Annotated in this window: 18 protein-coding genes; 15 read left to right on the top strand and 3 right to left on the bottom strand. The window is 38.8% G+C overall.

Annotated elements, in window-relative coordinates:
- The 6 genes from QUE46_RS02245 (at position 1) to QUE46_RS02270 (ending at position 6,927) form a co-directional block, all read left to right on the top strand.
- Complete coding sequence (locus tag QUE46_RS02245) at positions 1-999, top strand: EpsG family protein (RefSeq protein ID WP_055018659.1); 999 nt, start codon at positions 1-3, stop codon at positions 997-999.
- Positions 999-2,126, top strand: coding sequence for a glycosyltransferase (locus QUE46_RS02250; protein ID WP_055018658.1), 1,128 nt, complete (start codon positions 999-1,001; stop codon positions 2,124-2,126). The genes QUE46_RS02245 and QUE46_RS02250 overlap by 1 nt, the downstream gene beginning before the upstream one ends.
- A gap of 95 nt (positions 2,127-2,221) precedes the next feature.
- Positions 2,222-3,361, top strand: coding sequence for a glycosyltransferase family 4 protein (locus tag QUE46_RS02255; protein ID WP_286246036.1), 1,140 nt, complete (start codon positions 2,222-2,224; stop codon positions 3,359-3,361).
- Positions 3,358-4,275, top strand: coding sequence for an SDR family oxidoreductase (locus QUE46_RS02260; RefSeq protein ID WP_286246037.1), 918 nt, complete (start codon positions 3,358-3,360; stop codon positions 4,273-4,275). The genes QUE46_RS02255 and QUE46_RS02260 overlap by 4 nt, the downstream gene beginning before the upstream one ends.
- 8 nt (positions 4,276-4,283) lie before the next feature.
- A complete protein-coding gene (locus tag QUE46_RS02265) occupies positions 4,284-4,832 on the top strand; it encodes a sugar transferase (protein ID WP_055018655.1) in 549 nt (182 codons plus the stop codon).
- 160 nt (positions 4,833-4,992) lie between these two features.
- Complete coding sequence (locus QUE46_RS02270; protein WP_286246038.1) at positions 4,993-6,927, top strand: nucleoside-diphosphate sugar epimerase/dehydratase; 1,935 nt, start codon at positions 4,993-4,995, stop codon at positions 6,925-6,927.
- A gap of 263 nt (positions 6,928-7,190) precedes the next feature.
- Here QUE46_RS02270 and QUE46_RS02275 read toward each other — a convergent pair whose 3' ends face one another.
- Together QUE46_RS02275 and QUE46_RS02280 are read right to left on the bottom strand one after the other, a co-directional pair.
- Positions 7,191-7,484, bottom strand: a complete 294-nt coding sequence (locus QUE46_RS02275) for a transposase (RefSeq protein WP_286247654.1) — start codon at positions 7,482-7,484, stop codon at positions 7,191-7,193.
- 191 nt (positions 7,485-7,675) lie between these two features.
- Positions 7,676-9,052 (bottom strand): MBL fold metallo-hydrolase RNA specificity domain-containing protein, encoded by a 1,377-nt coding sequence (locus QUE46_RS02280; protein WP_286246039.1) that lies wholly within the window; start codon positions 9,050-9,052, stop codon positions 7,676-7,678.
- A 613-nt stretch (positions 9,053-9,665) separates the two neighbouring features.
- Between QUE46_RS02280 and rfaH the strand changes: the two genes are divergently transcribed.
- Positions 9,666-10,148, top strand: coding sequence for a transcription/translation regulatory transformer protein RfaH (gene rfaH, locus QUE46_RS02285; protein ID WP_286246040.1), 483 nt, complete (start codon positions 9,666-9,668; stop codon positions 10,146-10,148).
- A 671-nt stretch (positions 10,149-10,819) separates the two neighbouring features.
- Here rfaH and QUE46_RS02290 read toward each other — a convergent pair.
- Positions 10,820-11,209 carry a hypothetical protein gene (locus tag QUE46_RS02290; protein ID WP_286246041.1) on the bottom strand — a complete coding sequence of 130 codons (390 nt, stop codon included), beginning with the start codon at positions 11,207-11,209 and terminating at the stop codon, positions 10,820-10,822.
- A gap of 83 nt (positions 11,210-11,292) precedes the next feature.
- Here QUE46_RS02290 and QUE46_RS02295 point away from each other — a divergent pair, with 83 nt between their 5' ends.
- The 8 genes from QUE46_RS02295 to neuC are packed head-to-tail and all read left to right on the top strand — an operon-like array spanning position 11,293 to position 20,385.
- Positions 11,293-12,405, top strand: coding sequence for a polysaccharide export protein (locus tag QUE46_RS02295; RefSeq protein ID WP_286246042.1), 1,113 nt, complete (start codon positions 11,293-11,295; stop codon positions 12,403-12,405).
- Between the two features lie 12 nt (positions 12,406-12,417).
- Positions 12,418-12,852 carry a low molecular weight protein-tyrosine-phosphatase gene (locus QUE46_RS02300; protein ID WP_138686047.1) on the top strand — a complete coding sequence of 145 codons (435 nt, stop codon included), beginning with the start codon at positions 12,418-12,420 and terminating at the stop codon, positions 12,850-12,852.
- Between the two features lie 15 nt (positions 12,853-12,867).
- Entirely contained in the window at positions 12,868-15,093 is a 2,226-nt protein-coding gene (locus tag QUE46_RS02305) for a polysaccharide biosynthesis tyrosine autokinase (RefSeq protein ID WP_286246043.1), read from the top strand.
- Between the two features lie 18 nt (positions 15,094-15,111).
- Positions 15,112-16,116, top strand: coding sequence for a sugar transferase (locus tag QUE46_RS02310; protein ID WP_286246044.1), 1,005 nt, complete (start codon positions 15,112-15,114; stop codon positions 16,114-16,116).
- On the top strand, positions 16,116-16,862 hold the full coding sequence (locus tag QUE46_RS02315; protein ID WP_286246045.1) for a glycosyltransferase family 2 protein: 747 nt from the start codon (positions 16,116-16,118) through the stop codon (positions 16,860-16,862). Before QUE46_RS02310 ends, QUE46_RS02315 begins: the two co-directional genes overlap by 1 nt.
- A gap of 8 nt (positions 16,863-16,870) precedes the next feature.
- Positions 16,871-18,061 carry a UDP-N-acetylglucosamine 4,6-dehydratase gene (locus QUE46_RS02320; protein WP_286246046.1) on the top strand — a complete coding sequence of 397 codons (1,191 nt, stop codon included), beginning with the start codon at positions 16,871-16,873 and terminating at the stop codon, positions 18,059-18,061.
- A 15-nt stretch (positions 18,062-18,076) separates the two neighbouring features.
- A complete protein-coding gene (locus QUE46_RS02325; protein ID WP_286246047.1) occupies positions 18,077-19,231 on the top strand; it encodes a LegC family aminotransferase in 1,155 nt (384 codons plus the stop codon).
- Complete coding sequence (neuC, locus tag QUE46_RS02330; RefSeq protein ID WP_286246048.1) at positions 19,231-20,385, top strand: UDP-N-acetylglucosamine 2-epimerase; 1,155 nt, start codon at positions 19,231-19,233, stop codon at positions 20,383-20,385. Before QUE46_RS02325 ends, neuC begins: the two co-directional genes overlap by 1 nt.
- Positions 20,386-20,389: the final 4 nt, after the last annotated feature.

Raw genomic sequence — 20,389 nt, forward strand, 5'->3', positions numbered from 1 at the left:
ATGACTTCAATTGATAAACAGCTAATAAAATATAGAAACACCAAGCTAATTTATAGTTTAGTGGTACTAACTTTCGCATTTTTATACGCATTAGTGCTGTCTAATTACATACCAATGGATGTGACTATAAAAGACAGGCTAAATTACATCGAATATGCAAGCAATCCAGAAATCATATTTGTTAGGTACTGGTCTAGCGGCGTAATTTCTAGCTTTTTTAACGAACCTGTGTGGCTGGGGTTAAACTTCATATTTAGCCGCTTCTTAACTCCAGAACAAGTTGTAGCGACAATAATCTTTTTTTCAGCTTTTAGCTCTGCGTTCGTAATACTTAAGATAAATCCAAGGTACATCTTTTTTCTCGTTTTTATTTTACTTTTTCCGCAAGTGATAACTAAATATGTTGTGCATATTAGGCAAGGGTTTGCTATCAGCCTATTTCTGCTGGGGTGGTTTTGTCAATCGCGCTCGTGGCGATGGTTCTTTTTTGCTTTAACTCCATTAATACATGCTAGTTTCTTTTTTATATTATTTTTATATGTTTTTACTCACATTCTTAGAGATGTAAAGTTATCAAGTGACATAAGAACAATAGCAATTATCTTATTCGGCTTAACGATAGGGGTGGGCCTGGGCTTTTTAGCTGGTGCAGTTGGGGCGAGGCAAGCAAGCGTGTATGAATTTAGTGCCAGCTCGGTCAGCGGTTTGGGTTTTGTTTTATGGTTATGTGTTTTTACTTTGTATTATTTGCAAGGGCGAACATTCGCTAAAAAGAATGCTTTTGCTATGAGTGTAATAGCTTTTTATTTATCCACCTACTTTTTGATAGAGGTGACAGGGAGAATCTTCGAAAGCTCAGTCGTAATAGTACTATTAGCAAGTTTAGGCTTAACTTCGTGGCGAAGGCTTTGCTTTTTTGGATTAATAATATCGTTTACGTTAATAACGTGGATTCTCAGATTTAAAGAACCTTGGTTAGGCTGGGGTACAGGGTTGTAATGAAAAAAATTATTCATATTTCTACAGGTTTAGAAAATGGTGGAGCAGAAGGCGTTTTGTACAGGCTCTGTAAAGGAGATAAGCACAATACACATGTTGTGGTTTCGTTAATTGGTAGGGGTAAATACGCTGACTTATTGGAGGCTGAGGGGATTAGTGTTTACTGTCTCAATATGCCATCAGGAAGAGTTTCTATTAATGGCTTATTTAACTTGTATAAATTAATTAAACAGCAAAATGCAGACGTAATACAGACATGGATGTATCACGCCGATTTAATTGGTGGGATAGTTGCTAAGTTAGCTCGAGCAAAATCAATTTACTGGAATGTGCGACATTCAACAATAGAAGTAGAACACTCTAAAAAAGCGCTCGTACTGGTCGCTAAAGCCTGCTCAATACTTTCTAAATGGGTCCCTAAAAAAATTATTTATTGTGCGGAACAGGCTAAAGCTACCCACGAGGAGTTAGGTTACGATAGTTCAAAGTCGATAGTCATTGGCAATGGCTACGATTTAGATTTATTTACAGTCAATAACGCTGGGGCAAGTATATTCCGTAATAGTATTGGCCTTGAGCAATCTAAATTGCTTTTAGGTATGATTGGCAGGTATAACCCACAAAAAGATCATCACAATTTATTACAAGCGCTTAGCTTAGTAAAAAAAGCTGGTTATAAATTTAAATGCGTTTTAATAGGGCGAGAAATAGAGAGAAATAATCAGATTTTATTTGAGCAGGTTGATAACTTAAAATTAACAGAAGAAGTTATTTTTTTAGGTCAAAGAACCGATATACCTCACATAATGAATGCTCTCGATATAAATGTTTTAGCTTCCTCTTTTGGTGAGGGGTTTCCAAATGTTTTAGCTGAGGCTATGGCTTGCGGAACACCATGTGTAACAACAAACGTTGGAGATGCAGGGCTTATTGTAAAGTCGACGGGTTGGGTTGTAAGCCCTAGAAATTATAATGAATTAGCTGACGCTATTATTAGCGCTATTAAAGAAAAAGAATTACAAAATGAAAAATGGTTAAATCGTTCAAAGGAATGTAGAAAAAGGGTTGAAGATAATTTCAGTATTAACTCAATGATTAATAACTACCACGCAGCTTGGTCAAAATAGTTGATTTATTCATTACCTGCACCTGTATTTATATAATTCAAACGAGTAAGAAAATATTAAAACTTTTTCAAATTATCAACTTAGGGATAGAGCTAATGCCTAAACTTTTATTTTTAGTTAATGTGGACTGGTTCTTTATTTCACACCGCTTACCTATAGCGCAAGAAGCGCTTAAGCAAGGATATTCAGTCACTATAGCTTGTCATTTTACCGAGCATAAGCAAGCGCTAAAAGAGATGGGCTTTAACGTTGTTGAACTACCGTTCACCCGCAGTGGTGGCAGCATAGGCAATGAATTTAAAACACTCAAAGCTATACGTAATTTAATAAAGCAAGAGCAGCCATCTGTTATCCATGCAGTAACTATAAAGCCTGTTTTATACGCTGGGTTAGTACTAAAAACAATTAAACAAAAAATACCATTTGTAGCTGCTATATCAGGCTTGGGCTATGTATTTACTGCAAGTACATTTAGAGCAAAGCTAACTAAATTTATAGCATCCATGGTATATAAAGTTGCGTTAGCGCACAAAAATAAAACCGTTATCTTTCAAAATAGATCGGATGAAAAAATACTAACAGAAGTCGCTAATCTTAAGGCTTGCGATAAAGTGCTTATTAAAGGCTCTGGGGCTGACTTATCTGTTTATAATCACATCCCTGAAATAAACCGCCCGCACATTAAAATCGCAATGGCATGTCGTTTATTACGAGAAAAAGGTGTTTATCAATATATAGAGGCTGCTAAAGCGGTTAAAACCCAGTTTCCTAATACACAGTTTTTGCTTATAGGAACGCCGGACCCAGAAAACCCAAATACAATAAAGCAATCTGAAATCGATAAATGGGTAGATGAGGGAATAATTGACTATTTAGGCCACCGCAGCGACATTCCAAATATTTTCTCTGATGTAAATATTGTTTCTCTTCCATCATTTTATGGTGAGGGAGTACCAAAAGTACTCATTGAAGCTGCAGCATGTGGTAGAGCTATAGTAACGACTACAAACCCAGGTTGTAATGACGCAATTATAGACAACGAAACAGGACTCGCAGTACCCCCAATGGATGGGCAGTCACTTGCTAATGCATTTATTCAATTAATCAATAGCCCTGAACAACGTATTGAAATGGGGATTAAAGCCAGAGTATTTGCAGAAAAAGAGTTTGATGTTAAAGCTGTAGTGGATTCTCACATCAAAATATATAAAGGATTGCTGGATAATAAACTATGATCGCTATTACTGGTTATAGTGGCTTTGTTGGTACAGAGCTACTAAAAAAAATAAACACCGAAGAGTGCGTGTTATTAGGGCGCAAGCCAATTACGGGTAGCTACAAACATCAATTTTTTGATCTTAGTAACCCAGTTCAAGATTTAGATTTAAGTGAAGTTAAAGTGCTTATTCATTGCGCCGCTCGCGTACATATAATGGATGATAACTCAGCAAATCCAATAGATGAATTTAGAGCTGTAAATACAAAAGGAACCTTAAATTTAGCTTCTCAAGCAGCTAAAGCAGGTGTAAAGCGATTTATATTTATAAGTACTATTAAAGTAAATGGCGAAAGCACGACAGGTCGTAAGCCTTTTAATGAACAAGAATGCGCCCCAGAAGATCCATATGGCATTTCAAAAGCAGAGGCTGAGCAGCAATTGCTCGCTTTAGGGCAACAAACGGGGATGGAAATAGTAATAATAAGGCCACCTTTAGTATATGGAGAAGGTGTAAAGGCTAACTTTGCATCTTTAATGCGTTTAGTTAATAAAGGTTTTCCTCTACCTTTTAGATCAATAAATAACAATAAAAGAAGCTTAGTATCTGTTTATAATTTAGTTGATCTTATAAAAGTGTGTGTTGAACACCCCAATGCGGCTAATCAAGTGTTTTTAGTAAGTGATGATCATGACCTTTCTACTGCCGAAATGGTACAATTAATGGCTAAGGTGCAGGGTAAGTCAAACTTAACACTCCCAATTCCAACAACGTTATTTTCACTCGCTGGTAAAGTATTAGGAAAAAAACAAATTGTTGATAGGTTAATAGGGTCACTACAAGTTGATATCACGCACACCAAAAAAACACTCAATTGGGTACCTCCATACTCAGTTGAAAATAGCTTTAAATTATCTGCAAAAATTAAATAGGTTAATTAATGATTCGTACGCTCGATATTTTGTTTTCATTAGTGGGTTTGGTACTTACTATGCCATTTTTAATTATTTTATATATTATTGGCCTATTTGATACCGGCTCGCCACTTTTTATGCAAGAGCGCGTTGGCCGTAATAAAAACCCGTTTACTTTAGTTAAATTTAGAACAATGACCGTAGATACAGCCTCTGTAGCGAGTCACTTAGCTAGTACAGCGTCTATTACACCCTTTGGTGGCTTTTTACGTAAAACAAAGTTAGATGAACTACCGCAGCTTTGGAATGTACTTAAAGGTGAGATGAGCTTAGTTGGGCCTCGCCCAGGGTTATTTAATCAAGAAGAGCTAACACAAGCTCGCGATGCTAAAAATATATACGATGTGCGCCCAGGTATAACAGGCTTAGCACAAGTAAACGAAATAGATATGTCTACTCCAGAACTACTAGCTGAAACTGATGCAAAAATGATCGCCACACTTAACCTAAAATACTACTTCACTTATATACTACAAACCGTCACAGGAAGTGGCAGTGGCGATAGGGTAAAATAGCCAAATAACACACAAATTTACAAAAAGTAACCAAATACATAAAGACTATATAATCTTTTACATATAGTCTTTAACTATTAAGTGCAATAGTTGTTCATCTTGTAGTAAAATTGTAATCAATAGAATAGCAGTATCACTGCTAGCTTCAGGGAAATGTATTGTGTTTTTAAAATTCTTAGTTAACTTGCCTCGCCCCCAAAAAAGAGTTGTATCACTTGTTGTAGATAGCATTTTTATTATTGTCGCTTTTTGGCTCGCCTTTTTACTAAGGTTAGATAGCACGGCTGTTTTAAAAAATACACACACATGGATTCTACTGGCAACAGTATTACCCCTTAGCTTGTTCAGTTTTGTTAAGCTTGGCTTATACCGGGCCGTGCTTCGTTATATGAATACACAAGCTATGTGGGCCATTATTGCTGGTGTAGTACTTTCTACAGTTTACTTAACCGTTTTGTCTTTCTTTTTAAGCGCACCTGTCCCGCGTACAGTACCGTTTATATATGCGAGCTTTTGTATTTTATTTGTAGGTGGAGCAAGGCTAACCGTACGCGCTGTGGTTGGGCAAATAACAATGCGCCGAAAAGAAGGGGTTATTATATACGGAGCGGGATCAGCGGGGCGCCAACTTGCAACTGCATTAGCTAATGGCCCAGAGTATTCGCCAGTTGCCTTTATAGATGATGATCCTAAAAAGCATTTATCGTTAATTCAGGGTATATGTGTGCATGCACCTTCACAAATAGCCGAAATTGCCAAACAAAAATGCGCAAATAAAATTTTACTTGCCTTGCCAAGCACTTCAAGAAGCCGTCGAAAAGAGGTGCTTAACGCAATAGAAAAGTTCAAGCTACAAGTAATGACCGTACCTGGGATGGCAGATATTGTTTCGGGCACGACTAACCTAGATGAAGTTAAAGATGTAGAGATAGACGATTTACTAGGTAGAGACTCTGTACAGCCTCGTCAAGATTTAATGTCGGCAAATATAGAAAACAAAGTAGTTATGGTTACAGGGGCTGGTGGCTCAATCGGCTCTGAACTGTGCAGACAAATAATTAAAAATAAGCCTACAAAAATTGTACTTTTTGAGCTTTCGGAGTTTGCTTTATACGCAATAGAGAAAGAGCTATCGGAGTACTGCAACGCAAATAATTTAAATATAGAAGTATTGCCAATATTAGGCTCAATACAAAATAAAAAGTTGGTTCAATCAACGTTCTCAACTTTTAACGTGCAAACTGTTTACCATGCAGCTGCCTATAAGCATGTACCATTAGTAGAGCACAACGTAGTTGAAGGTGTTCGTAATAATATTTACGGCACCTATAACGTAGCTACGGCAGCAATAAATGCAAAGGTAGACACGTTTGTTCTTATATCAACCGATAAAGCCGTGCGCCCAACAAATATTATGGGCACTACAAAACGCATGGCCGAACTTGTGCTGCAAGGGTTGTCTGAGGTTCAAAATACCACACGTTTTACAATGGTACGCTTTGGTAATGTATTAGGGTCATCAGGCTCTGTTGTGCCACTGTTCAGAAAACAAATTAAAGCGGGCGGCCCAATAACATTAACTCACCAAGATATTACTCGTTACTTTATGACCATACCTGAAGCTGCTCAGCTTGTTATTCAAGCAGGAGCCATGGGGGTAGGTGGCGATGTATTTGTGCTAGATATGGGCGAGCCAGTTAAAATTAAAGACTTAGCAACTAAAATGGTTCATTTGTCAGGGCTTGAAGTTAAGCACGAAAAGCGCCCAAATGGTGATATAGAAATAAAATGTACAGGTTTGCGCCCAGGCGAAAAGTTATTTGAAGAGCTGCTTATTGGCGACAATGTTATTGGCACTGACCACCCAAGAATTTTAAGTGCACAAGAGATAAAAATGCCATGGCATGAGCTAGAACCATTTTTGGGCAAATTAAAAGCAGCTTGTGATGATACAGACCACCCCCTAATACGTAAACTGTTGTTGCAAGCACCCACTGCATTTTCTCCTACCGACGGAATATGCGACCTCAACTGGCAAGAAAAGCAAAATAGCCAAACCAATGTTACCGCTTTACCCAAAGTAAGTGGCTCTTAAAATGGCTAGGCTGCAATAGTTTAATAATTTGCAGCCTATTTGTTTGAGCAAGCCTCACGTATAAATGTACTTTCAAGTTTGGTATATATTTATTGTGTTGTAGGCACCTTGCTTGCTGGCGCACTAAAAGCATCGCTTTTTATATATTTACCAAATTGCGTGAGCAAGCTTCACGCCTTGGGGTTTATACTCGGTGTATATTGTGTTGTAGACGCACAGCTTGCTGGCGTTTAAAAGCGTAGCTTTTACAAATAAACACAACCTCAGTACGGATATTTGCTTATGTTGTCTACTAACTTTGCGCGTAAAGGGTTCGCTACTATATACCTAGCTTGAGCTATTAAATCTTCATCACCTCTAATTTTGTGGTCATAATAATTTGTTTGCCATATCTTCCCGTTTGTACCGTTATGCTTATTAAACCTATAAGTTGTAATATTCTTAAACTTTCTGACAAGGTTAGATAATTCTGAGCTACGATTTAATTGAAAAAGCCAACGTATATGATCAGGCATAATTACAAAGCAAATAGTGTTATGAGAATTACTTTTGAAAATAAAACAAGCTCTCTAGCTATCAACCGGGCATTTAAATAATTAGCAAACAATGGCTTACGGAAATCGCAACATAAAGTTATGGAATAAAAAGCATTAATGGTAGGGCACCTACCTTTTAAACGTTTATGCGTGTTAGCCATATAGTTTTATTCCTTTTTGTATCCTTTTCGCGCGAGCAAGCCTCACGCCTATTAAGTTCCTATCTCAATTTTAATCTCACTCCCCAATATTTCTTTATACTTACTTGCTAATGCGCGCTTTGCCTCATTATCGCCGTGCACAATTTTTATATGGCTTGGCTTTTTACGCATGCCGGTTACAAACTTAACTAACCCGTTTTGATCGGCATGGGCGCTGTAGCCGCTAATGGTATGCACCTGTGCATTAATTGTAATGCGTGTATTGTTTATAAAAACATAGCCATTGCGGGGGCCATATTTTTGTATATCGCGGCCCAATGTACCGCGGCCTTGGTAGCCAACAAACAATACGTCGGTTGTTTTGTCACCTAAAAAACGCTCTAGGTAGTTTACTATTCGCCCACCACTGCACATACCGCTGGCAGCTAAAATAATGGCAGGGGTTTGGCGCGAGGCTAAATAATTAATAATGGCGATATGTTCACTATGGGTATCAACCGTGGTTAGGTTTTCAAAATCTAGCGGATGGCGGCCTTTGGCTACTTTACGTTTAGCCTCTGCATCCCATAAATGTTTAAATTTAATATATTGCTCGGTAAAATTGGCAGCCATGGGGGAGTCTAAAATTACATGAATTTTTCGCCAAGGCGATCCTTTAGCTGATTGATGTATTAGCTGTTCTAGTTCATAAAGTAGCTCTTGTGTACGGCCAATACTAAATGCCGGCACTAACACCACACCGTTATCTGCGACTGCGCGTTCAATTACGTTTTTTAGTGTTTGAGTGCGCTCTTTACGGCCTTGATGGTTTTTATCGCCGTAGGTTGACTCTATAACTAATGTGTCGGCTTTATAAGGAGGCTTTGGAGCCGGTAACAGCGGCGTGTAAGGCGCACCTAAATCGCCCGAAAACACAACTCTATGGCTTCTATTACTCTTTGTATTAATGCCTATGTCTATTTCCACATAAGCTGAGCCTAATATATGCCCAGCACGCTGAAAGCGCGCTTTAGCTATTTGCTCGTTGGCGCAAGGTAGCGCAAACCAAGTATTAAAATTAACGGCAACAATACGCTTGTTTAACAAACTTAAGCACGCATTTATAATTTTTGTATCGCGGGTAACGCCTACTTTTAACGCATCTTCAATCACGAGTGGCAGCAAACTAGCTGAGGCAAGCGTAGTAAAAATAGGGCCTTTAAAACCCGTTGCTAATAAATAGGGGATTCGCCCCACGTGGTCAATATGGCAGTGCGTAACAATAAGCGCAGTAATGTGCGTAACATTAAACTCTATTGATAAATCATCTTTTGCGTCTTCCCCCTGAAAAAGCCCGCAGTCTATTAGTATGCTGGTTTGGCTATTAATAACGAGCTCGTGGCACGAGCCTGTTACACCATTTACCGCTCCGTGGTGAAGTATTTGCATAAGTATCTTTATTTAGTTTTTTAAGAGTAAAGTTAAAAGTAGGGCTAAACAGTAATTTAAGCAAAACTTAGGTGTATTGTTATTGAAGGAGCCTTGCTTAGTAACACTCTTAGGCATTATGTGACGTTTAAATAATAAAGCTAAACGTGAGGTAAACTCGCTGCTACTTGTAAGTATTGATTTACTTATCTTTGCCCAATGGGATTTTAGTGATTTATTCACAAAGAGGACAAGAGACGCTGCGTTATAGAGTAGTAAGAATATATAATTGCTTTTGCATAATCATTGCTCATTTACTCCTCTTTTTCTTCTCCTTGTGCAATAGCCTTTTAAGCTATTAATTTATAAATAGGGTAGCCTTGTAGGCGCTTTGCTTGCTGGCGCACTTAGGCTTTATATCGCGTTTAAATAGTAAGCCTAAGCGCGTATTTTAAGCTAGGTTTAGATTATATAAACAGCAATAGCTACAACAAATATAATGGCTGCTGTTAACAAAGTAAGTGCGTATTTACCTTAAACGGCTATTTACTTAAGAAACTTAAATTGTTTATAATCAGTTGCTGTTAAAAATAATGTTGTGTTTGTTGCAATTGTGTATGAAGTAAGGATTGCTGTGAAAAGTTGGTATTTAGTTACATGTAAACCTCGCCAAGAAGAGCGAGCAGCCACCAACTTACTTAATCAAGGCATTGAAGTTTTTTATCCAAAATTAACCACAGAAAAACTCATCAAAGGCAGGCGAACTGTTAAACAGTCTGCTCTATTTCCAAACTACTTATTTATTTGCTTAGAGTCTCAAAACGGTAACTTTTCTGCTGTAAAAAATACGCGCGGCATAAATGGCTTTGTATCTTATGGCACCCGTTACCAAATAGTACCAGAAGCTCTAATAGAGCAACTTAAATACGAACGCACAAGCTCTGCCGAATCAACAATACCAAAAGCAGGCGACACAGTAAGCGTACATAACAATACATTTAATAACGTTGCAGCAATATACAAAGAGCCCGACGGCGATATGCGCAGTATTTTACTTATTAACTTACTTAATCAAAAAATCGAAGTAAGTGTTGAGAATAAAGATATTACGCAATGAAGATTAAAGGCGAAAGGTTAAAGGTAAAGGTTAAAGGTAAAGGTTAAAGGTAAAGGTTAAAGGTAAAGGTTAAAGGTAAAGGTTTAACCGAAGTAACGCCTTTGCACCTAAAAAGTTAAGAAATACCAGTACGTAGGAACTGCAACCTAGGGGCGGAAGCGTGCCCGAAGGGCTAGACAAGCAAAAAGTTTTGCTTTCAAGCTGGAGCGAGAGGAGCTCTGCGACGAACTGGAACGTGCCCGAAGGGCTAGACAACTTGTAGACGCACAGCTTGCTGGCGTTTTAAAAGCAACGCTTTTACGTATTTAAAAAATGCGTGAGCAAGCTTCACGCCTACGTGGGTTTTATGAACGGTGTATATTGTGTTGTAGACGCGCAGCTTGCTGGCGTTTAAAAGCAACGCTTTTACATATTTATAAAAAATGCGTGAGCAAACTTCACGCCTACGTGGGTTTTATACTCGCTGCTACTTATAAGTTTTCTCATTTATTCCTCTTTTGCTTCTCTTTGTGCAAAAAATAAAAAATTAATTCACAAAGAGGTTAAGACACGCTGCGCTTTAGAGGGGAACGTTGTAGGCGCCTAGCTTACTGGCGCGCTTAGGCTTTATGCCACTAAAAAATAATACAAAGCACGATATAAATTTGTTGCTATTAAAACCAGTATGTACATTATTCTGATAGCTGATAGCTGATAGCTGATAGCTGATAGCTGATAGCTGATAGCTGATAGCTGATAGCTGATAGCTGATAGCTGATAGCTGATAGCTGATAGCTGATAGCTGATAGCTGATAGCTGATAGCTGATAGCTGATAGCTGATAGCTGATAGCTGATAGCTGATAGCTGATAGCTGATAGCTGATAGCTGATAGCTGATAGCTGATAGCTGATAGCTGATAGCTGATAGCTGATAGCTGATAGCTGATAGCTGATAGCTGATAGCTGATAGCTGATAGCTGATAGCTGATAGCTGATAGCTGATAGCTGATAGCTGATAGCTGATAGCTGATAGCTGATAGCTCAAACAAACCGATTCTCGCTTGCGTGTAAACATACCTCATGCTTTAATTACACCGCTAAAAAATAAGTACTCACCAAGGTTGGTGAGCAAGCGCAATATTTAAAATAATTTTGGGATTCTACAATGGCGTTAAGCTGTAAATCACTCGCAACTTCTCTCGTAATGCTAGCAATATCAGGGTGTACAATAGTACCCGGTAGCCATTTTGAAGGCATAGATTCAGGCGAACAAACATATAACCTTGAGCAAGATCTCGAAAAAGTAAACATCCAAATTATCGACTCGCAGCTTTTAAATAAACAAAAGTTAGCGCAAGCAGCGGCTAAGCCTATTTCAAGCAGTGCGGGTGTTAATACCAGCGATTACGAATACAAACTAGGTGTAGGTGATGTACTTACAATAGGCGTATGGGATCATCCTGAGCTTACAATACCAGCTGCTGTACAACGTACCGCAGAGTTTGACGGCTTTCGCGTACAAAAAGACGGCACAATTACCTACGCGTATGCCCCTAACATTCCTGCTGCAGGCCGAACAATTAGCCAAGTGCGCGACGACCTAGTAAAGCGCTTAAGCCGAGTGATAGAAGACCCACAGGTAGATGTAAAAGTAGTGGGCTTTAGAAGCCAAAAAGCATACGTAACAGGTGAGGTAAATAAGCCTGGCGTTTACCCCGTAACCGAAATACCCCTTACCCTTATTGATGCGCTAAACCAAGCGGGTGGATTAACCGATTCAGCCGATTGGCGCACCGTTACCTTTACCCGAGGCGATAAAACAGAAGTTATTAAGCTTGATGATTTTTATGCCCACGGTGACATTTCGCAAAACCGTTTACTACAACACGGTGATATAGTGCATGTAAGCCGTAACGATGCACAAAAAGTATTTGTACTAGGCGATGTAAAAAAAGCGGGGTCAGTAACCCTTAATCGCTACGGTTTAAACTTAGCCGAAGCATTAAGTGATTCGGGCGGTTTAAACGAAGCAACAGCAGATGCAAATGGCGTATTTGTACTGCGTAAAAGCAACGTAGAACAAACGGGCTATATTGCAAACGTATACCAGCTACATGCAAAAAATATTGCAGCTATGGTATTAGCAGAGCAGTTTGAACTTGAGCCAAGCGACATTGTATATGTAACCTCTGCACCACTTGCACGTTGGAACCGCGTAATAAGCTTATTACTACCGTCAGTTTCTACAGTTGATAACATTAACGATATTAACAACTAAAAGGTTTTTAAAATGTTTGATTCAGTTTTAGTTGTATGTGCGGGCAACATATGCCGCAGCCCTACCGGTGAATATGTATTAAAGCAAAAGCTTGAAGGTAAAAATATTAAAGTATCATCGGCTGGGTTAACCGCACTTGAAGGCAAACCTGCCGATGCCACAGCAAAGCAAATTGCACAGGCAAATGGTGTAAATATGGATGCCCACCAAGGGCGCCAATTAACATCGGCTTTAGTGGCACAAAACAGTGTTATTTTAGTAATGGAAGAACGCCATTTAAACGATGTACACGCCCGTTACCCAGAGGCGCGCGGTAAAACCTTTTTACTCGGTAAGTGGATCAACAACGCCGAAATACCCGACCCATACCGCCAAAGCCAAGAGGCTTTTGAACACGTTTATACATTAATCGATAGCGCATGCAGCGCTTGGCAAAAGTATTTATAAGGAATGGCTAAATTAATGACTGCCCAGCCTAGTAATAAAAGTAAAAATACCGCACAACCCACGCAAGAAATCGACTTAATGGCACTACTAGGTGCATTGCTCGATCGTAAATATTTTATAGCCGGTATAACCGCATTATTTATGTTTGTAGGTGTGGTTTATGCTGTATTAAGTACACCGGTTTACCAAGCCACCGCGATGATACAGGTAGAAGATGGCGGCGCATCGGTCCCAGGGTTTGACGACATGGCCGGAATGTTCGAAAGTACATCGGCCGCAGTAACCGAAATAGAGCTCCTAAAATCGCGCAGTGTTATTGGCGAGGCAGTAGATACACTCAAGCTTGATATAACAGCTGAGCCTAAGCTCTTCCCTTTTATTGGTAATCGCGCTTATCGTAAGTTTATGCCAATGGAAGAGGGCGACCTAGCCGAGCCAAGCTTTGGTGCAAGCAGTTATGCGTGGGGTGGCGAAAGCATAAACATATTTAGGTTTGACGTACCGCGCACTGCTATAAATCGAAAATTTACCCTTGTGGCACAAACAAATAATGGGGTGGCTCTTCTAAACGCTGATGGCAACCAAATACTCGCTGGTAAAGTAGGCGAGGAGCTTACTAATGGCAAGTTTAACTTAACAGTACGCGAGCTTAACGCGCGCCCAGGTACAGAGTTTATAATTACTCGTAGAGATCGCCTAAATACAATACTTGATTTACAAGCAGCTATTGGTGCAAGCGAAAAAGGTAAAGACTCAGGCATAATTAATTTAAGCCTGCAAAGCACAAAACCAAGTTATGCTGAAAAAGTACTTGATAAAGTAGCCGCTATTTATGTACGCCGTAACGTTGAGCGCAACAGTGCAGAGGCACAAAAGTCGCTCGAGTTTTTAGAAGTACAATTACCTGAAATTAAAAAACAGCTTGAATATGCAGAACAACGCTTTAACGACTACCAAATAAAACGCCAGTCTATAAACATAACGCTCGAAACCCAAGGTGTACTAGAGCAAGTTGTTAAACTTGAGACTAAGCTACAAGAGCTAAACCTAAAGCGCTTAGAACTCGGTCGTAAATTCAAAAAAAGCCACCCATCATACCAAGGTATTGTTGAGCAAATTCAAGCGGTAGAAAAACAAAAAGATCAACTAATTGGTGAGGTAGGTAGCCTGCCCGAAACCCAACAAGAGCTATTACGTTTAAAGCGCGATGTTGAGGTAAGTAACCAAATATACACTTTACTACTTAGCAAAACCCAAGAGCTCGACATAGTGCGTGCAGGCACCGTAGGTAATGTGCGCGTTATTGACTACGCCGAGGTAAACACCACAAAACCAGTTAAGCCTAAAAAAGCATTAATAGTGGTTATGGCGACTATGCTTGGCGGTATGCTAAGCGTTGCAGTTGTGCTTATACAAAAAGCCATGCATAAAGGGGTAGAAGACCCAAGCGAGATAGAGGCACTAGGCATACCCGTTTACGCAAGTGTACCGCACTCAGACCATCAAGATAAGCTAACCGGCTTTACTAAAGCGCGTAAAAATAAAGCCGCAAAAGCAAAAACCATACTCGCGCTCGATAACCCGGCAGACCTTTCAATAGAGGCACTACGTAGCCTGCGTACCAGCTTACATTTTGCGATGATGGAAGCTAAAAATAATATTATTGCTATATCGGGGCCAAGCCCTGGTGTGGGTAAATCGTTTATATCGGTTAACTTAGCTTCGGTGCTTGCCCAAAGCGGCAAAAAAGTGCTGATTATTGATGCCGATATGCGTAAAGGCTACTTACAAACACAGTTTGGCTTAAAGTGGGATGACGGCTTAAGTGATTACCTATCGGGGCGTTTAAACCTAGAGCAAGTGACTAAACCAACCAAGGTTGAAGGGTTGAATGTAATTACACGCGGGCAAATACCACCAAACCCATCAGAGCTGTTAATGCACAGTAACTTTAGTAAGTTGGTGGAAGAGGTTAGCGCTGCTTACGACATCGTAATTATAGATACCCCGCCAATACTCGCGGTAACAGACCCTGCTATAGTGAGTGCCCACACAGGCACTACCTTATTAGTGGCACGCTTTGGCCAAAACCACCTGCGTGAAATAGAACTAACCCGTAACCGTTTTGAACAAAATGGCATAGATGTAAAAGGCTTAGTGTTTAACGGTGTAGTTAAAAAGGCGAGTAATGCATATGGTTATTATGGCTATTACAATTACGAATATAAGTCAGATAAATAAATATAAAATGAGAAGTATATGACTTTGAAAGTAGGCGATCCAGTTACAACAGACCAACCTTTAAACACTAGTTTAGAGGAGTCAATCTTCATAACAGAAAGTTTCAAATCTAAATCAGAGGCATTAAAGCAAAGTACTATATATGTTTTTTGCCCTGAGGAATGCGCAGAAAAAATAACTACGATCATAGATGATTACTCATTCAATATTGTTATAAATGACTACGCGATAACAGATTTTACTAAAAAAGTAGTTTGCCATTATCAAAGCGCCCATTTGACTAAAGAGCAGCGTAAGTTTTTAGTGAACGCAACAGAGTGCGGAGCTTGGGTTGAGCCATTAGTTAGCTATTTAGATGATAGATTAAAGTATACAGAGGTTCGTTTACTTCATAGCAGTTACTTTTTGCACCAAAAAGCGTTTTCAATATTATCAAATCAACGAACCCAAATTGCTAAGCGTTTTGTAGATATTTTTAGTGCAATTATCTTACTTATACTCACAATCCCTTTTTCATTAATTGCAGCGCTGCTCATTAAGCTTGAAAGCCCTGGGCCTATGCTTTTTAAACAAAAGCGTACTGGGCAATACAATAAGGAATTTGAAGTATATAAATTTAGATCAATGCGTAATGATGCTGAAAAGAATGGTGCTCAATGGGCTTCAAAAAACGATGCACGCGTGACTAAAGTGGGCAGATTTATACGAAAAACAAGAATAGACGAAATACCTCAGCTTATAAATGTATTACAAGGCACTATGTCAATAATCGGGCCAAGGCCTGAGCGTGAAGTGTTTATAAAAGATTTAGAAAAGGAAATACCTTACTATCGTTTTCGCCATGCAGTTAAACCTGGTGTAACTGGGTTAGCCCAAGTAAGTTACCCTTATGGTGCATCGGTTGAAGACGCTATATGGAAGCACAAGTACGACATTCACTATATTAAACACCATTCAGTGTTATTAGATTTTAAAATATTACTTTTAACGGTAAAAACGGTTATTTTTGGTATGGGCCGATAATGCAAGAGCCTTTAGTATCAGTAATTATGCCTGCTTATAATGCGGAAGATTACATTTCCGAATCCATTGAGTCGGTCCTTACACAAAGCTATAAAAATTGGGAGTTATTGATAACTGATGATCGCTCTACTGATACTACTCAGAAAATAATTAATGAATACGCTATAAAAGATCATCGAATAAAGTTATTTATAAATGAGCAAAATGGTGGGGCAGGGGTTGCACGTAATAACTCTATTAAACAAGCAAAAGGTCGATTTATTGCTTTTTTAGACGCGGATGACCTGTGGTTACCAGAAAAGCTCACTAAACAGATTAGTTTTATGCTTAAAAACAATTATGCTTTTACTTTTACTGCATACCAAAAAATGGAAGCTGAACACTTAAAGGGTGTTATATCTCCTCCAAGCACTACTACATATAAGAAATTATTAAGCAGCAATGTGATTGGTTGTCTGACGGCAGTTTATGATAGTGGCTTGTTAGGTAAGCAATATATGCCTCTAATTCGTAAAAGGCAGGATATGGGTCTTTGGCTGAATATATTAAAACAAACCCCTTATGCGTACAGCATTCCAACTGTTTTGGCTCTATATAGGGCTGATTCTGGAATGACTCAAAACAAACTTAAAGTTTTGAAGTCCCAGTGGAATTTATACAGAGAAGTTCAGGGGCTAAATATTTTAAGGTCTATAAAATATTTTGTAGTTTACGCCTTAAAAGGCTATCTGAAATATAAAAAATAAGTGGAAAGATGGAAAATATACTTAAACTCATTGGTCGGAAGAAAGAGCTTTTTTTAAAAGACATATCAAAAAGCGAAACTGAGTTAACAAATGTTGTAACAAACTCTTCATTTCTAGTATTAGGAGGTGCAGGCTCAATAGGCCAAGCTGTCACTAAAGAAATATTTAAACGCAACCCGAAAAAACTGCATGTTGTCGATATTAGCGAAAATAATATGGTTGAGTTAGTTCGTGATGTTCGTAGTTCGTTTGGCTATATCGACGGCGATTTTCAAACATTCGCGCTTGATATTGGCTCAGTAGAATACGATGCGTTTATAAAAGCAGATGGCCAATATGACTATGTATTGAACTTATCGGCACTTAAACATGTACGCAGTGAAAAAGACCCATTTACTTTGATGCGTATGATAGACGTAAATGTATTTAATACTGATAAAACGATTCAGCAATCGATTGATTGTGGTGCAAAAAAATATTTTTGTGTATCTACAGATAAAGCAGCAAACCCAGTAAATATGATGGGAGCATCTAAACGTATTATGGAAATGTTTTTAATGCGTAAAAGCGAAAAAATCGCTATTTCTACCGCTCGATTTGCCAACGTTGCTTTTTCAGATGGGTCATTATTGCATGGCTTTAACCAGCGTATACAAAAGCAGCAACCAATAGTTGCTCCTAGCGATATAAAACGCTACTTTGTTACACCCCAAGAGTCTGGTGAACTATGTTTAATGTCTTGTATTTTTGGTGAAAATAGAGACATTTTCTTTCCAAAACTAAGTGAAGCTTTACACTTAATTACCTTTGCAGATATTGCTGTAAAATACCTTCAAGATCGTGGTTACGAACCTTTTTTATGTAAAACTGAAGACGAAGCACGTGAGCTAGTAAAAACGCTACCCGCTCAAGGTAAGTGGCCATGTTTATTTACTGAAAGTGACACCACAGGCGAAAAAGACTTTGAAGAATTTTTTACCGACAATGAAACACTAGATATGGAACGTTTTGAAAACTTAGGCATTATTAAAAATGACGCTATTTTCGAACAAACTTTGTTAGCCGAATTTGAAGAAGCAATTACTCAAATGAAAACTAATAAATCTTGGACAAAAGACGAAATTGTGTCGCTTTTCTTTAAAATGCTACCTGACTTTGGGCATAAAGAAACGGGCAAATACCTTGATGGTAAAATGTAATTAGGCAAATATATCATGACTAAACAGCTTGTTTCATTTGTGAAAGATCTCTACCAAACGAACGAGTTTATTCCTTTACACGCACCAACGTTTTCAGGAAATGAACAACAATATGTATCTGAAACGATAAGCAGTACATTTGTATCAAGTGTTGGTAAATTTGTAGATGATTTTGAAGGCCACATTGAAAATTACACCGGAACCGCAAAAGCTGTTGCTACTGTAAATGGTACCGCAGCGTTGCATGCAGCGCTGTATATGGCGGGAGTTAAAAGTAACGATATCGTTATTACTCAAGCTCTTACTTTTGTAGCAACTTGCAATGCATTGCATCATATGGGAGCAGAGCCGGCATTTGTTGACGTATCACCCGTTAGCTTGGGGTTATGCCCTAAAGCTTTGTCTGCTTTTTTAGAGCAATATGCAGTATTAACCGAGTCGGGTCCCGTGCATAAAATCACAAAGCAACGCTTTCAGGCAGTGGTTCCAATGCATACATTTGGGCATCCTGTTGAGCTTGATGAGTTAATAGGTGTGTGTAATGAGTGGCAAATCGCTTTAGTAGAAGATGCAGCAGAAAGCCTTGGCTCTTTTTACAAGGGTAAGCATACCGGTACCTTAGGTGACTTTGGCGCAATTAGCTTTAATGGAAATAAAATTATTACCACCGGTGGGGGCGGTATGGTTTTATGCAAAACCTTAGCGTCAGGGCAGCGCACCAAACACATAACTACCACAGCTAAAGTGCCTCATCCGTATGAATTTTTTCATGATGAAGCGGGCTTTAATTATCGAATGCCTAACTTAAACGCAGCACTTGGCTGCGCGCAAATGGAAAATTTGGCCGCATTTGTAGAAAATAAACGTCATCTTGCGAATTTATATGTAGATTTTTTTAAAGGGTCTGATTTTAAATTTGTCACTGAGCCTAATTATGCAAAATCAAACTATTGGTTAAACGCCATTATTTGTCCAAATCAAAGTGAACGAGAAAAACTATTAAAACAGACTAATGCTGATGGCGTAATGACCCGACCAGTTTGGCAATTAATGCATCGTTTACCTATGTTCGAAAAGGCAATGAGAGGCGATTTAAGCCATTCAGAGTTTATAGAGGCGCACTTAGTTAATATACCAAGCTCTCCAGTTAATAGTTTAGGCAAATTGTAATGACAAAAAAAATAGCTGTATTTACAGGTACTCGAGCAGAGTATGGGCTGCTATATTGGTTGATAAAAGATATTCAAAGTGATCCAGAGCTTACATTACAGCTATTAGTTTCAGGCATGCATTTATCATCTGAATTTGGTGAAACTTATAAACAAATAGAGCAAGATGGCTTTACTATAGATGAAAAAATAGAGATTTTACTTTCATCAGATACGGCCGTCGGTACCGCTAAAAGTATGGGACTGGGCGTACTTGGATTTACAGATGCGTTAAGTCGATTGAAGCCCGATGCATTGATTATTTTAGGTGACCGCTTCGAAGCATTGGCAGCTGCTCAAACTGCGATGATAATGCGCATCCCTATTTTGCACCTACATGGCGGAGAAATTACCGAAGGTGCTTATGATGACGCTATTCGTCATGCTATTACTAAGCTGAGCTATTTACACGGAACCTCAACCGAAGAGTATCGCAAACGTGTAATACAGCTAGGTGAAGCACCTGAACGGGTTAAAAACATTGGCGCAATTGGCCTTGATCATTTAGCACGTAGTGACTTTATGAGTGTAAATGAAATTGGCAACTCATTAAGTTTTAATTTGAAGCAGCCTTACTTTCTTGTTACCTATCATCCGGTAACGCTAGGTGAAGAGCCTCCAGAGCAAAGCTTTATAGCATTACTAGATGCGTTAGATGAGTTTAAAGATAATCAAATTATTTTAACCTATCCAAATGCCGATGATGGTGGGCGCCGTATCATACCAATACTTGAAAACTATGCTAAACAACATCCTAATAGAGTTTGTGCAATACCTTCGTTGGGACAAAAGCGCTATCTAAGTACGGTAAAAAACGCCGCTGTTGTTATTGGCAACTCATCAAGTGGGATCATTGAAGTGCCCGCATTTAATGTGCCTACAGTTAATATAGGCGTAAGGCAAAAAGGCCGTTTAGCTGCTAAAAGTGTACTTAACTGCATAGCAACAAAAGACGCTATTTCAGCAGCAATAATGACTGCTGTTACTGGTAGTTATAAAACCGAAGGCGAAACAATAATAAATCCATATGGCGCAGGTAATGCAAGTGCTCAAGCAATTCAAATGCTCAAATCTTTAAAGTTTGAGCCGAGCAAACCTTTTTACGATTTAAAGTGAGAAC

Origin of the sequence: Pseudoalteromonas sp. MM1, assembly GCF_030296835.1 — a bacterium.
GTDB lineage: Bacteria > Pseudomonadota > Gammaproteobacteria > Enterobacterales > Alteromonadaceae > Pseudoalteromonas.